This window comes from Mycoplasmopsis columbinasalis, assembly GCF_900660705.1.
GTDB lineage: Bacteria > Bacillota_I > Bacilli_A > Mycoplasmatales > Metamycoplasmataceae > Mycoplasmopsis > Mycoplasmopsis columbinasalis.
This window is the reverse complement of the sequence record NZ_LR215043.1, coordinates 285,841-301,165: the sequence shown is the minus strand read 5'-3', so window position 1 is coordinate 301,165 and position 15,325 is coordinate 285,841. Positions and strand designations below refer to the sequence as shown.

The window sequence follows — 15,325 nt, the reverse complement described above, 5'->3', positions numbered from 1 at the left end:
GCCACCAGTAAAAAATAAGTTATACAATTATAGTTAAATTTAATTAATTCTAGCTTTATTTGCCAGAGTAGAAAAAAGTAAAATGTTTAATAAACTAATGGCTAAATCAGATAATAACAAAATTAAAATCTTGTTTCTTGGCGATATTTTTGGTGAACGAGGCGTGCAAATTGTTGTAGAAAATTTGCCTAAAATAATTAAACAAACAAAACCGGACTTAGTTATTTGTCAAGCAGAAAACGTGTCTGGCCGCAAAGGCCTAACTCCTGCTGATTATCAAAAACTTAAAAATGCTGGAGTCAATGTTTTTACACTTGGTAATCATGTTTGAGGTAAAGAAGAAATTCTACAAATTATTAATAATGATGATATTGCACGGCCAGGTAACATTGAAAGTGGTTATGCTGGTAAAGGCAGTGTAGTCTTTACCACGAAACATGGCAAAACCGTAAGAATTGTTTCGTTAATGGGTATCACTTTTAATAAACTTTTGCCGCCATGAAGACAAGAAGTAGCCAATAACTTTTTTGACTATATGGATTATGTTCTTGAACGAGAAGAGAAAACTGATTTTGTTTTTGTTGATTTTCATGCGGAAACTACGAGTGAAAAAGCAGTTTTAGCATTGTATTTAGATGGTAAAGTTGACGCAATAGTTGGTACTCACACGCATGTGCAAACTAATGATGCCCGCATACTCCCTAAAGGTACTGCGTTTTGTACAGATGCAGGAATGTGCGGCACAATTAATTCTGCTATCGGTGCTAATTTTGAGGAAGTGTATCTTAAAATGAGATATGGTGCGAAAGCCTTGTTTAAAGCGTCCGAAGAAAAAGAGTGCCAAATTTGTGGTGTTTTGTGCGAATTAAATAGTCTCAATAAGGAAAATAACAAAATTTCGTTAATTAAACAATTTTTTACTTTAAAAACATAAATTTTGCAGACAGCTTTTTGTTTAACTCTTATTTATAGGGTTATATAAAAACAATTTAATATTTTTTTATTAATTTAGTAACAATTGAAAAAGTCAATTGTTATTTTTTTTATTAAAAAATGCCAACTTAACAAGTGGCATTTTTAAGGGGTATTACTTTTATGATGCTAATTTACACAAACGAATTTTAATTTGAACCATTTTCTGAGAGTGTTTCCTTAAACCCTATTTTATAGAGTTGTGCGTATTTTCCATTCAATTCCATTAATTCTGAATGTGTTCCTCTTTCTATAATTTTGCCATGGTCAACAACTAAAATTAAGTCAGCATTCACGATGGTGCTAAGCCGGTGCGCAATAATTAAACAAGAACGATTTTCGATTAAAAAGTCCATTGTTTTTTGAATTTGTGCTTCCGTTATTGTGTCAATACTACTTGTAGCTTCGTCCAAAATAGTTATTGGATGATTAGAAATTAAAGAACGAATGATAGAAATTAACTGTTTTTGCCCGTGGCTTAAATTAGAAGCATTTGATTCTAACATAGTATCTAATTGTTGAGGCATTGGATCTATGAATGATCTGCCTGTAATTTGATCTACTTTATTGTAAATTTCTTCATCAGTAATATTTTCATTAAAAAGACGCAAATTATCACGTAACGTAGCATTAAAAATGTAAGTATCTTGTAACACCATATCGATGTGTTTTCTTCAAGAATCATCTTTAATGCTTTGAACTTCTTGTTCATCAATAAAAATTTGGCCTTTAGTTGGTACATAGAATTTAGCTAAAAGTTTAGCAATCGTGGTTTTACCTGAACCAGTGTGGCCGACTAAAGCAACAGTTTGACCTGGTAAAATTTTAAAATTAATATTTTCTACAGCAAGTTCGGTAGTGGAGCCATTGTAGCCAAAGGCAACGTCACGAAATTCCACTAGCCCTTGTTTATAGTCTAATTCATTTAATTCATCTTGATTGACAGGCAGCTTTTGATTGAGTAATTGTTGTAAACGATAAATGCTACTCAAACCTTGTTGAACACTGCTGATTAAGTCTAAAATTTGAATAATAGTATTACTTACATTATTAATGTAAATAGTAAAAGTAACTAAAAGGCCTGGAGTTAATTGCTGAATGCCACCACTATTGATGTTATTGAGAATTAAGTATGAACCTAACGCAATAATAATCAAAATGTTAATGTGCTTCATGAATTGTGACAATGGATAAGTCAAAATATTTCTTTTAGCACTTTTTAAATTTGGTTTTACTAAAGCTTTGTTATAAGCATCAAAATTCTTCGAGATTTTCTCTTGTTGTTTTGTTAAACGGATTAAAGCAAAAGCGTCAAAAACCTCTTCTAAATAACCTTGGAAATCACCAAAAGCGTATTGTTGTTGAATAAAGAAGCGTTGATTTTTGCGAATGATTAAATACATAATCGTCAAAGAAATTAACATTAAACCAATTGCCACACTAGCAAGAATTGGTGAATAAATAAACATTAACACAAACACAAAGGTAAACTCTAACGTGATATTGATCATTTCTGAGAAAAAATTCAATAAGGCTTGTGTAATGTTGACAATATCATTTGTGAGCAACGACATAATGTCACCAGTTTTCTTACTGTCAAAATATGAAATGGGCATTTTTTGAATTTTTAAGTAGCTTTCTAATAATAGTTCATAAGAAAGTTTAAGCACAGCACTATAAAAAATTCGATTTTGAGCAATTTTGAGACATTTATGCAAAATGTACATCAAACTCAGCAAGAAAATTAAAATCGCAAAAGTTTTGTAGTCGAAGTTTACAAAATCAATATGAGTAAATCGTGAGTCAATAATATAACCGACAAAGTAAGTAGCGCCATTAGTAATTACAGGTACCAAAATTGAAACAGTAATACTAACAAATCACATTAATGGTGAAAATTTAATTCTTTGTAAAAATCTAAAAAAGTCTTTAACACTCAGTTTATGCAAATCATTTTTAGAATTAAAGAGATAATGATGTCTACGCATTTAACTCCTTTTTGTTTTGACTTTCATAGATTTTTTGATAATAAGGGTTATTTGCAAGTAAATTTTCATGTGTGTCAAAACCTACTAATTCTCCTTGGTCAAGAATTAGAATTTTGTCGCAATGTTTAATTGAACCAATTCTTTGGGCAATAATTAACATTGTCGTGTCTTTGTAGTAATTTCTTAATTTATTTCTAATTTCAAAATCAGTTTTATTATCAAGCGCGGATGAAGAATCATCTAAAACAAAGAGTTTAAGGTTTTTACTTAAACCTTGTGTAATTGATAAACGTTGTTGTTGACCTCCAGACAAATTTTTGCCTTTTTGTCCAAGTGGATAATCAAATTGTTCTTTAAATTCGTAAATATAATCACAATTAGCAATATCTACAACTTCGCGAACATCAGCTTCGGTGTAATGTGAATTTCTAAAAGTAATGTTTTCGAGAATAGTTCCGCTCAAAACTTTTGATTTTTGCAAAATTATTGATAGTTTTGAATAATAGTCATCCAAATTAACTTCAGCTAAATCTACGTTATCAATGAGAATTCTGCCTTGTCCCGGTTCTAGAGCATATTCGCGTGCAATGAGTTTAATAAGTGTGCTTTTACCACTGCCTGTTTTACCAATAATTCCGATTGACTGTCCACTTTGAATTTTGAAACTAAGATTTTTTAACACTTGGCGCGGCACTTTGTTTGCCTCTTGTGTTGGATAAGCAAAACTAACATTTTCAAATGTAATTGAAATATTATTAACAATTTTGCCATCTTTGTTCATTGGAATCGCAGGTTGTTCATTGAAGATTTCTAAGAATCTTTGCGCCGTTGGTTTAGCCCGCACCACACGATTGCTTGCAAACATAGTTCAAGAAACAGCGCCCGAAACCGAACCAAAATAGCTAGTAAATTGATAGATGTTACCAACTAAATTCATTTGTGCATCAGTCATCTGATTTTTAATTAAGAAACCAACAATAATAAATAAAAGTGAAGTTCCCAAAGCACTAATCAAATCGATTAATGGTCAAGCAGTCCCGCCAAGTAAGTTTGCTTTTTTCCCTATGTTATAGTTATTTTGGGCTTTTGCTAGAAAATTTTGATATCTTGTGTTTTCCAAGTTATATGACTTAATTAAAGTGATTGCACTAACATCTTCTTTAGCAACATCATTAATAGCATCAAGCGAATAATTTTCTTTTCTATACAAAGGAAAGAGTTTTTTAATAATAAAGAATGAACCAAGTATGGTTAAAGGAATTACAACTAAAAGAGTGATTGAAAAATAAATATTAGTTAAAACCGCGAAAACAATACCTCAAACGCACAATAAAATTGAGACAAAAAAGTCCCTAAAAATAGTGCTTAAACCATCTTGAAGTTTGCTAATATCATTGGTAAAACGTGTCAATAATGTTCCACTTGTATATTTTTCGATGTTACTTTGACTTAAATAAATTAAATGATTAAAAAGAATTTTCCTAATTTCGTAAGCAGCTAAAATGCCAAATTTTTTACTAAGATAACTAGAAGTAAATCATGTTGCAATAAATACAATAATAATACTAAGAGTAATAATGATTAAGTAAGTTAAAGTTTGGTTATAACCATTGGTTTTAATGGTTCAAAATATTAAATTGATACTATTTACTTCACTATTAGTTGAAATTGAGATTAACTGTTTCACAATTGAAGGCAGATACATTGATAAAAAAGGCTGAATGCAAGAAAAAATAACAGTTAAAACAGCAAATCATTTTAGTTTAGTAGAAAGCATCTTAAAAATTTTAAGCATCGTCTTCCTTTATTAAATTTTAACTTTACGATGAATTTTTACTTCAGGAGTTGGGATTTTGCTTTCTTCACGTAAAGTTTTTAAATTTTGTTTATTTAATTCTTCTTCTTTTTCAATTTTGGCAATTAGGTTATCGAAATATTTTGAACCATATGAAAGATTTACGTATGAATTTTCTGGTTCAGGTTGTTTTTGAAGCATTTCCAGTTCAATTATTAAATTATCAAGCGGTTGTGTTTCAAGTGGTTTTCAGTCAGAAACATAAACAGTTTGATTAATGTCTTGAGCAAAATCAATGTTAATATCATCAATAAAATTATTGTTTGGCACGATGTGATTAAAAAGTTCAAAGTCTTTTTTTAACTTATCGTCTTCCTTAAGTAAGTTATAAAGTAATGATTTCGTACTATAAGGTTTTTGTTCATTTATTAAGTAATCAAAATTCTTTTTATGTTTCGACATAAAAGAAATTATAGTAATTTCAAACACGAATGTTTTATTTTTAAAAAAATAGTTTCGACAATAAATTTGGCGTTGTTTGTTAAGTTATTTAGTTCTTGTGGATTTTTTTGTGTTTATTTTGCTGCACTATCTTTTAATCAAATAAAAAATAAAAAACACAGTCGCCCGACCGCGTTTTTTCTAGTGAGAAATTTTATCTGAAATGGTTTTAGCTGCAATTGCGCCATCAGAAGCAGCTGTGACAATTTGGCGAACTTTTTTCTCACGAATGTCACCGACTGCAAAGAGTCCAGGTACACTAGTTTCCATATCATCATTAGTTATAATAAAACCTCTGTCGTTTGTAATGTTTAAATGTGCAAAAGTTTTATTGCTTGGAATAAAACCAATGAATGGGAAGAAACCATCAACAGCTAATTCGAGTTCCTTACCTTGGTGGTCAATAATTGCTGATGCGATTACTCTTTCACCTTTAAGTTCTTTAATTTGCGATGACATAAAAATTTCAACATTTGGTAACTTACCTAAGTCTTCAACTAATTTAGCTTCAGCAATAAAGTGGTCATCTTTGACTACTAAATAAACTTTTTTTGCTAGTTTAGCAAGGTAAGTTGATTCTTCAACTGCGCTATTACCACCACCAAGTGTTAAAACAACTTTGTCTTTGTATAAAGGACCATCGCAGGTTGAACAGAAACTAATGCCCCCCATCTTAAATTTTTCATAATTTTTAATGAAAGTTGGTTCGCGGTGCACCATACCAGTAGCAATAATCACGAAATGACTTTTCACTACAGCACCATTAGCTAATTCAATGGTAAATTGACCATTGTCCAATTTGTTAATTTTGTTGACTTCACCGAAAACGTCATCAGCCCCAAAGGCTTTGGCGTGTTCAAACATTTTTAGTGCTAAGTCATAACCTTCAACAGTTTCAAAACCTAATCAGTTTTCAATTTTTGATGTTTGCACCATTTTACCGCCTGGTGCAGCCTTTTCAATTACCGCAGTACGTAAACCTGCACGTGAAGCATAAAGCGCAGCGTTAAGTCCTCCTGGCCCTGATCCAATTATTACAACATCATAAAGTACATCATAAAGCATTGTTTGTTACCCCCATTTTTGTTAAGTATTCAGTTGGAAATATTATATGTTTTTTTAAGTCTGGAAAAATAAAAAAATGGCAAAAAGTGCCATTTTGAATGTTTTAAACGTTAAAAAATGATATTTTTGCTTTTTAAGCACTTTGTGTAGCTTGTGATTTTTGTCATTTTTTGTTAGGTGCTTTACGAAACAAGTCCGCAAATCTAGTGCCTAAAACTTTGATGGTTGTACGATTAATTCAAGCTGCGTATTTTTCTGGATGTGCGTATTCATGATCAGTTCAACGTCCTCTTTTGACTTTGACATAGTGCACGTTGTTGACAAATTCGAAGAAAATAAACGCAAGCGTGCCCGCAATAATGAATAAAATTGCTGCAATCGAATAAATCGCGTATGCATTTTCACGTAATGGTTCCATTGCCATTCTCACTAAACCATACCAAATGAAGTAGAGTGCAGCTGTAGAACCAGGTTTGAAAGTACCAAGTAAGTTAAAAATTCACACAATTACTAAGTAACCAACTAAGTTAGCGATTGCTTCGTAAAGGAAGAGTGGATATCTATAAAGTCCAATCACACCCATTGCTTCTGAAACTGAGTCACTAATATACATGCTAGCAGCAAAAGTTTTACCAAAGGCTAACACACTGGCACCGCTAAAGTCTACTTTACCGTAAAGTTCGTGGTTTGCATAGTTACCTCAACGACCAATGACTTGTCCAATTAGTATGCAAGGAATAATAATTGAGGCTACTTTGCGAATATCGAGTTCACGACGTTTGACATAAACATAAATGAAATCACCAATAAAGGCAAAGACCACGCCACCTTGAATACTCAAACCACCTTCCCAGATGGCATACCACCTACTAAAGTCAAAGGTGTCACGCTTGTACAAGGCTTCTTCCACTAAGTCTCACAACCGAGCACCAATAAGGGCAAGTGGAATGGTAATTAAAATGAGTACCATTAAGTGTTCAATTTTATATTTTTGGCGTTTTCAGAAGATAAAAATGGTAAGAATTGATGCTAAAATCCCTAACAACATCGTGAGTGAGTACACTCTCACTTCAAAACTACCAACGCTAAAGAGAATACCACCTGAACCAGCCGCGTAGGCAACTTCGGGTGTTCAAATTGCTTGATTAGCCATTGACGAGCTCCTTTCGAGAAATAATTTGTTCCAGTACTGACACACCATCTTTCCGAGCAAGAAAAGTACTTACGGCTGCTTCAATTAAGGTTCCTGAAGAAAAACCGTTTTTGACTGGAATGCGAATTAGTGGTAAAGAACCATCCAAAATTTCATAACGTAAATTATCAGTACCTAAACGATCAAAAATTACATTTTCTTCATTGGCTTGTACTAATTCCACAACTAAATCAATCACAGCACCTTCAGCAATCGATTTAATACCATAAGTATACTTGATGTCAATAAGTCCAAGTCCTCTCACTTCAAGAAAATTCCGTGTGAGTTCAGGGGCAATACCATAAAAATTTGAGCCAATGTGACGAATTAAGACAGCGTCATCACTAATAAAAACGTGTCCTTTTTGAATTAATTCTAAGGTTGCTTCACTCTTACCAACACCACTTTTACCGGTGATCAGCACACCAGTGCCACCAAGGGTGATTAAGCAACCATGAACTTGCACTTCAGGTGAGAAAAAATCGTTGAGGTACGTACCAATAGTCACTATAATTGTGTTGGTGCTATTTTTGCTTCAATATACAGGTACTTTGTAGGAGTCAGCTAACGTAATAATTCAGTTAAAAACTTGTTCTTTAACTCCACGCGACAAAATTAAGAGCGGTGGTTGTTTTTTGAGAATCCGAGCAATAATTTCTTTTGCTTGTTTTTCACCTAAGCCTATAAAATAGTTATTTTCGCTTTCACCTCAACAAATAACATTGTCGTGGTAAGATTTTGTAACTTCAATGCCGGCGAGTTCTAGTCCAATTTGTTTAACCGCTGGAGCTAAAATATCTTTATAATTTAAGTCAGTAGCTCGATTACTGAGGGTGAGTTCAAACTTGTCTAGTAGCCGTTTAACATTAATTTTCTTTTGATCCATAACAACCTGTATTAAAAATAAAATATATTATACTTAAAATTAGTTTTTAACCCGATTATTAAATTAACGCACTCAAACCGCAGTTTTTGCTTTAAAATTAAGTGCATATTCTTTTGCTTTATTTTCTTAACTATAATAATCTTTAATAATTATCTTAATTAAACACGGAAAGGAAGATATGACACCAACAAGATTGATTCCGATTGGTGGTGTGCAGGAAATTGGTAAATCTACTTTGTTGGTAGAACATGAAAATCATATTTTTATCATTGACGCCGGAATAAAATTTGCCGACATTGCCACAACAGGAATTCGTGGCATCATTCCTGATTACCAATATTTACTTGAAAGATACCAAAACATTGAAGGTTTGTTCATCACCCACGGACACGAAGACCACATTGGGGGCGTGGTGTACTTGCTTAAACAAGTGCCACTCAAAAAGATTTTTGCGCCTCGAATTGCAATTCAATACTTTAAAGCAAAATTTGATGAACACAAAATTGACACTAAAAAAATTGAATTTATTGAAATTGAAAAAGATTCTGTGTTTAAATTTGGCAATTGTACCGTAGACTTTTGAACAGCTCAACACTCAATTCCGGACGCTTTTGGAATTCGCATTACCACACCAAATGGTTCGTTAATGTGCACTGGTGACTTTAGATTTGACTATAACCCAATTGGACAATATTTTACTGACTTTGCCAAACTCGACCAAATGGGTAAAGAAGGTCTTGACATTTTATTAAGTGATTCGACTAACGCAATGCACCCAATGCATTCGCCAAGTGAAAGTGACATTCTCATTGATATTGAAAAATATATGCGTCAAGCAACTAAAAAGACCATTGTCACTGCGTTTGCGTCAAATCTTACCAGGGTAAAAGTTATCATTGAATTAGCAGCTAAACTCAAGAAAAAAGTAATCACCTTTGGTCGTTCGATGGTGCAAGGTGTTAAAATCGGGCGTAAACTTGGCTACATCAATGTGCCAAATGATGTATTTGTGGAAAAAAGAGATTTACCAAATGTACCAAGCAATAAATTAGTCATCTTAACCACTGGTTCCCAAGGTGAACAACTAGCGGCGCTTTCAAGAATGAGTTACGGTAAACATGCAACTGTGCGGATTGAAAAAGGTGATATGGTTATCTTTTCATCATCACCAATTCCTGGTAACAGAATAGTGATCGAGTTATTGGTCAATCGTTTAGCTAAATTAGGCGCAATTATTAAAGAAAATGGTGTTGACGGTTACTTGCATACATCTGGGCACGCTTACAAACACGAGCATGACAAAATTTTTCAACTAACCCGTCCAAAATACTTTTTACCTTACCACGGGGAATATCGAATGTGTATGGTGCACGGTCAAAGCGCTGTGCGTAATGGCGTGAATCCAAAAAATATCATTATTCCTGAACTTGGTTGTGTTTATCATTTAGAAAATCACAAAGTATATAAAACAAACGAAAAGATTAATTTCGGCCCAATTTATATTGATGGTTTTAACACTTTAAACCTAAATTCTAGCATCGTACGTGAAAGAGCAAAACTTGGTGAATCGGGTTTTGTTAACGTCTTAATTGTAATTGACCGGAAGAATAACGATATTCCAGGACGTTCAACAATTATTAGTCGTGGCAGTTTCTTTGTTAAAAATTCATTAAAAATTGTTAACGAAGCTAAAAGAATCGCCCACGGTGCAGCACTTTATTACGTTAAAAATACACCAAATTGGTCTTTAAGTGAATTAAAACAATTAATTACTGAGCGTTTAGAAAACTTTTTCTATAAAGAAAAACGCCGTAGACCAATAATTATTCCGACTATTGTGTTTCTAAATGAAGATTTAGATGATGAATTTGCTAACACCAAAATTCAATTTAGTCGTGGCACTAATAAAAACAAAGAAAATGTCAACGACGAAGAAGCTGCAGAAGTTTACAAAATGCTCAAACAAGTTAAAAGCGAAATTTTTGGTTCTATTGACGAAATTTCTGAAGATATTCACGACGAAGAAGATGAAGAATAGTTTGCAAATATTCCTATAACATAGGATTAAATTAAACATAACTTAGTCCAACTAAGTTATGTTTTTTCTTTGTTCAAAAACACAAATTAGAATAAAAAAACCTTTGCTAGACAAAGGTTTAATTAGTAGTAGTTTGCTTAAGTACTAAAGGTTTATTTATACAATCACTTGTGAGTTTGCTTCAGTTGGTTTTGAATTCTTCACTAGCTAGATAGTCATCATAAGCTTTTTTAGTGCTTCATCTTTCGACTAAAACAGCATTTGTTGGGTCTTTTCAAATCGCATCTGCTGAAAGATTGAGTGGTTGTTTTTTGAGGTTTTTAAGAAAAACTTCAAAATTTGTATCAAAATTTGCTTTAACGTCTTCTTTGATTTTCAAATTTTTAATAACAAGATAAATCATTACTTCAACCTTTCGTATAGCATAAATTGTTTTGCAGGAATTACATTATCAAACTTGTGAAAATCTAGTAACGCATCTTTATCGAAATTAGTCACACCAAGTGCTGTTGCAACTTCAGCAATTTTTCTTGGCAGAGAAACTTGTAAGGCAAATGCAACAGCATAAATTCCATTTAATAAACGACTTAAAACTAAACTTAATTCTGGTAAATTATTAGTTAATTTTCAAGGCATAGTCTTGTCAATATACTTATTAAGTTTGTCAGAAAGTTCAATTGCAAGCTTTAAGCCTTTATCAAAGTGAAATGCGTCCATTGCTGTAACATAGTTGTCTAAGAAACTTTTGATTTCATTTTCAATCTCTAAATGCACTTGTTCATTACTTGTTTTGTAAACAATTCCGTGGTCAAAAGAGTTTGAAAGCATCTTTAGTGTTCTTGAAATTAAATTACCAAAATTGTTCACTAAGTCTGCATTTACTACTTCTTTAAGTTTTTCCTCGCCGAAGTTAGCGTCTTCGCCAAAAATTACTTGCGATGCAAAATAATACTTAATCATTTCATCATCAAACTTATTAAATAAAGTATCAGGTTCAATTACGTTATGCAATGATTTTGACATTTTACGACCATCTTTATCTCTCAGTAAACCGTGACTAATGATAGTTGTTGGTTGTCTCAAACCAAGAGCTTCAAGAAACATTGGTCAGTAAATAAAGTGAAAACGTGAAATTTCTTTTCCTAAAATATGCACAATTTCAGTTCCGTTTTCTCAGTATTTCACATAATCAGCAGCTTTTGGGTTACTTGGTGAATATCCTAAAGTAGTTACGTAATTGAAAAGAGCATCTAGTCAAACATAAAGTGTGTGGTGAAAGTCTTCTTTAATCGGAATAGCTCACGCAACATTAGTTCTAGTGACAGATAAATCTTCAAGTCCTTCGTTGACAAAATTATTAAACATTTCGTTAACTGTTTTTTGTGGTAACAAAAAGTTAGGGTGAGTTTTGACATATTCAACTCATCATGCTTGCATTTTTTTGATTTTGAAGAAGTAACTTTCTTCGCTCATCACGGCCAACTTATGTCCTGATGAAGGGTGAAAATATTCGCCATCCTTGAACACTGCCTGATTTTTAGCTAAGAATTCTTCATCTTCAATTGAATAAAGCCCTTCATATCTATCTTTATAAATAAAATCATTTGCTAAAAATCAGCTAAAAACTTGTTTCACAGCTTCTTCGTGATGTGCTGAAGTGGTACGACTAAAGTAGTCATAATTGATATCTCATTTTGCTCACATTTGTTTGCAAGTTTCGACTAACTCATCAACAAATTGTTTTGGTTCTTTATTTTGCGGTTTTGCCTTGTTGGCAATTTTTTGTCCGTGTTCATCGCTACCTGTTAAAAATTTAGCATCATAACCTTGAGATTTTTTGTAGTTAGCGATCGTTCAAGCCATAATTGTGCAATATAAGTGTCCTATATGTAAAGGACCTGAAGCATAATAAATTGGTGTTGTCACATAAAAAGTTTTTTTGCTCATAACTCTCCTTACAATTTTGGATTTTTTATTGGCTTATAAAGTTTTTTGATTGAATCTAAATATTGATGATCAATTTTATTATTTGGGTCATGTAAGTATAAATTTGGTAAAAAGTGAACACCTCAACCTGCTTGATATCTAGCTTCCACTAAAACAAGTTTTGGTTTATCATCAAGTCTCGGTAGAATAAATTGAATTCTTTTTGGCTCAAATTTATACTGACGCATCAAACAGAAACAATCAACAAGACGTTCAACTGGCAGAACCATTGTTAAATATCCTTTTTGTTCAATTAATTTTGCAGATCCTTGAATGATTTGTTCCAGATTAAGTTTAACTTCGTGAGTGGCAATTAACATTTGTTCGCTCACTTGTGTGCTAACTTTCGTTTTTTCTACAGTGTAGAATGGTGGATTGCAAACAATTGAATCATATTTATTTGTGTCTTTTTTGATTTTTTGTTGTCAAAATTCATTAAAATCTTGGTGAATTAAATTGATTTGATCATCTTTTTTGTTTAGTTTGACATTAATTTCAGCTACTTCGATAGCCTCTTGTTGAATTTCGACTGCATCAATTCTAAGTTTAGGATCACGATCAGCGAGAAAAATTGCTAGTGCACCGTTATTGGTTCCGATTTCCAAAATGTTTTTGATTTTCTGATTTATAAAAACAAAGTTACCAAGCAGAATTGTGTCGACAGAATAATTAAACATATTTTTATCTTGGTATACGTAAAGTTCACTATCAAAACCAAGAGAGTTTTTTACTAGTTTTCGATCTTGTATTGTTTTCATATATATCTATGCTATAGTTTTATTTTCACAATTTGCTAACATTGCATCAACTTTGCCACTAATAATGTCTGCGTTGGTAATTATTACATCAACAAAATCGCCGAGTTTAAATTTTTTGTTATCTTCAGCAATTAGTTCAGTTTTGAGTTCATTAGCTTCATATTTTTCGTCGCACATATTTGAAATATGAACGAGCGCTTCAGTTTTGTTTTCAAATTCTACAAACATACCGAAAGCAACTATGCTCACAATTTGAGCTCTGAAAGTTTGTCCAATTTTGTTTTGTCAATACTCTGCATATTTAAGATCATTTGTGTCACGTTCGATTTGAATTGCTTGCTGTTCTGATGAAGAATTTTGAGCGGCGATTTTTGGCAATGATTCAGCGATTAAGTCCTTATTATAGTGGTTTTCGCCAAAAACCAAATCTCTTAAAATGCGGTGAATAATCAAGTCGGGGTAGCGACGAATAGGACTGGTAAAGTGACAATAGAATTTGCTTGCCAAACCAAAGTGACCAATATTGTTTGGATCATACAAAGCTTTTGACATTGTTCGCAAAAATAGTAATTCTAGAAATTGATCGTCTCTGATCATTTTTATGTCATTCACAACTTTTTGAAATGTTTTTGGTGTGACATTATTTCTGTCGAAATCAACCTTAATATTAAGTTCGTCTAAAACATTTAAAAAGTAATCTAATTTTTCTTCACTTGGTTTTTCGTGAACACGATAAAGTGCTGGGAATTTTAATTTAGTTAATTCAAAAGCCACAGCTTCGTTTGCACGCACCATAAAGTCTTCAATTAGTTTTTCTGAAAAACCACTCTCACTGACTCGAATGTCTTTGACAGTACCATCTTCATTCAAAATCAAATTAGGTTCTTTAATATCAAAATTGACATAACCTTCATCTTCTTTGAATTTGCGTACAATTTTAGAAAGTTCAATGGCATCATCCAACATTGCATTAAGTTTTTCGTCTTCGAATTTCTTGCCATCATTGATATATTCATTAACTCGATCATAAGTTAAACGATACTTTGAATTAATAATACTTTGTGAAAGTTTTGTTTCCAAAGTGTTACCTTGAGGATCAATTACCATCACGGCACTTAATGTGAATCTATCAACATTTGGATTTAAAGAACAAATTCCATTCGATAATTTTTCTGGCAACATAGGAATGACACGATCCATTAAGTAAATTGATGTACCTCTTTTTAATGCTTCAAGATCAATTTGACTCTTTTCGCGTACATAGTATGAAACATCAGCAATATGTACTCCTAATTCATAGTTTCCGTTTGGCAACTTTTTAACATTAATAGCATCGTCAAAATCTTTGGTGTCATTACCATCAATAGTAACAATTAATTCATTACGAAAATCTATTCTGTTTTGCGTTGGTTCGTTTTCAATTGAGTCTGGAATGTTTTGGGCTTCATTAAGCACTTCGGCTGGAAAGTATTCTGGTACGTTTTGTTCAGTAATGTAAGCTTTGACATAACACATTTTGTCATTTGTGTTAGTGATTGCTTTTTTAACCTGAATTAGATACAAACCTTTGTTTTTGTCTTTAGGTTGATTAACAAATTCAGCTAACACCACATCATTATTTTTAATTGGAACATCAGAACCCTGAATTTTGAGTTTAAAAGTGTTGTAAAGTTTGTTAATTGGATTAAAAATTGGTGGTCCCATTTTAGGTCAAATTACCACTCCGGTTAAAGTTTTTTTCTTGCGTTCAACAACTTTTTTTATGCGCGCAAAAGTTAAGTTAGCACCATCTTCAATTAAGTAAATTTCGCCATCAACCACATCACCGTTAATTCCGCCATTGAATTCTACTTTAGGCACAAAATAACTTTCAGTTTCAGTTTCATTTTCAACTTCAATAAAACCAAACTTGCCTTCTTGAGCTAAACGAAACGTACCTTGAATGGTTTTTTGAAAAGAAATAGAACAAAAACTATCTCTTTTGTTCTCTGTGATTAATGATTTTGATTTTAATTCATTTAAAATTTGGGTTAATTCTCAATTCTTACGACTTGGAATTCTAAGTTTTTTCTGAGCTAATTCAAGATAGGAAATTCCAGGATTTTTTTTTATTACAGTTAAAACAGTTCGTGTATCAAGCATAG

At 32.3% G+C, this 15,325-nt stretch carries 12 protein-coding genes; 2 read left to right on the top strand and 10 right to left on the bottom strand.

Annotated features, from left to right (window positions below):
- The first annotated feature begins 97 nt into the window (after positions 1-97).
- Complete coding sequence (locus EXC55_RS01075) at positions 98-934, top strand: TIGR00282 family metallophosphoesterase (RefSeq protein WP_129622855.1); 837 nt, start codon at positions 98-100, stop codon at positions 932-934.
- Positions 935-1,121: 187 nt separating this feature from the next.
- On the opposite strand, the gene EXC55_RS01070 is transcribed toward EXC55_RS01075, so the two are convergent.
- From EXC55_RS01070 to hprK, 6 genes are all read right to left on the bottom strand, one after another.
- Complete coding sequence (locus tag EXC55_RS01070; RefSeq protein ID WP_129622854.1) at positions 1,122-2,960, bottom strand: ABC transporter ATP-binding protein; 1,839 nt, start codon at positions 2,958-2,960, stop codon at positions 1,122-1,124.
- Positions 2,953-4,755 carry an ABC transporter ATP-binding protein gene (locus EXC55_RS01065; RefSeq protein WP_129622853.1) on the bottom strand — a complete coding sequence of 601 codons (1,803 nt, stop codon included), beginning with the start codon at positions 4,753-4,755 and terminating at the stop codon, positions 2,953-2,955. The genes EXC55_RS01070 and EXC55_RS01065 overlap by 8 nt, the downstream gene beginning before the upstream one ends.
- A gap of 12 nt (positions 4,756-4,767) precedes the next feature.
- Positions 4,768-5,217, bottom strand: coding sequence for a hypothetical protein (locus EXC55_RS01060; RefSeq protein WP_129622852.1), 450 nt, complete (start codon positions 5,215-5,217; stop codon positions 4,768-4,770).
- Between the two features lie 180 nt (positions 5,218-5,397).
- Positions 5,398-6,321 (bottom strand): NAD(P)/FAD-dependent oxidoreductase, encoded by a 924-nt coding sequence (locus EXC55_RS01055; protein WP_129622851.1) that lies wholly within the window; start codon positions 6,319-6,321, stop codon positions 5,398-5,400.
- A gap of 133 nt (positions 6,322-6,454) precedes the next feature.
- Positions 6,455-7,474 carry a prolipoprotein diacylglyceryl transferase gene (gene lgt, locus EXC55_RS01050; protein ID WP_129622850.1) on the bottom strand — a complete coding sequence of 340 codons (1,020 nt, stop codon included), beginning with the start codon at positions 7,472-7,474 and terminating at the stop codon, positions 6,455-6,457.
- Entirely contained in the window at positions 7,467-8,399 is a 933-nt protein-coding gene (gene hprK, locus EXC55_RS01045; protein WP_129622849.1) for an HPr(Ser) kinase/phosphatase, read from the bottom strand. The genes lgt and hprK overlap by 8 nt, the downstream gene beginning before the upstream one ends.
- A 178-nt stretch (positions 8,400-8,577) precedes the next feature.
- Between hprK and EXC55_RS01040 the strand changes: the two genes are divergently transcribed.
- Positions 8,578-10,437 (top strand): ribonuclease J, encoded by a 1,860-nt coding sequence (locus EXC55_RS01040; protein ID WP_129622848.1) that lies wholly within the window; start codon positions 8,578-8,580, stop codon positions 10,435-10,437.
- A gap of 118 nt (positions 10,438-10,555) precedes the next feature.
- On the opposite strand, the gene EXC55_RS01035 is transcribed toward EXC55_RS01040, so the two are convergent.
- From EXC55_RS01035 to rnr, 4 genes are read right to left on the bottom strand one after another with little or no spacing between them, the layout of a single operon-like run.
- Positions 10,556-10,840 (bottom strand): putative quinol monooxygenase, encoded by a 285-nt coding sequence (locus EXC55_RS01035; protein WP_129622847.1) that lies wholly within the window; start codon positions 10,838-10,840, stop codon positions 10,556-10,558.
- Positions 10,840-12,384: a methionine--tRNA ligase gene (gene metG / locus EXC55_RS01030; RefSeq protein WP_129622846.1), complete on the bottom strand. Its 1,545-nt coding sequence runs from the start codon at positions 12,382-12,384 to the stop codon at positions 10,840-10,842. Before metG ends, EXC55_RS01035 begins: the two co-directional genes overlap by 1 nt.
- 8 nt (positions 12,385-12,392) lie before the next feature.
- The gene (locus EXC55_RS01025; RefSeq protein ID WP_129622845.1) at positions 12,393-13,181 is read right to left on the bottom strand and encodes a tRNA1(Val) (adenine(37)-N6)-methyltransferase; all 789 of its coding nucleotides are present in this window, start codon (positions 13,179-13,181) and stop codon (positions 12,393-12,395) included.
- 6 nt (positions 13,182-13,187) lie between these two features.
- Positions 13,188-15,323: a ribonuclease R gene (rnr, locus tag EXC55_RS01020; protein WP_129622844.1), complete on the bottom strand. Its 2,136-nt coding sequence runs from the start codon at positions 15,321-15,323 to the stop codon at positions 13,188-13,190.
- Between the last annotated feature and the right edge of the window lie 2 nt (positions 15,324-15,325).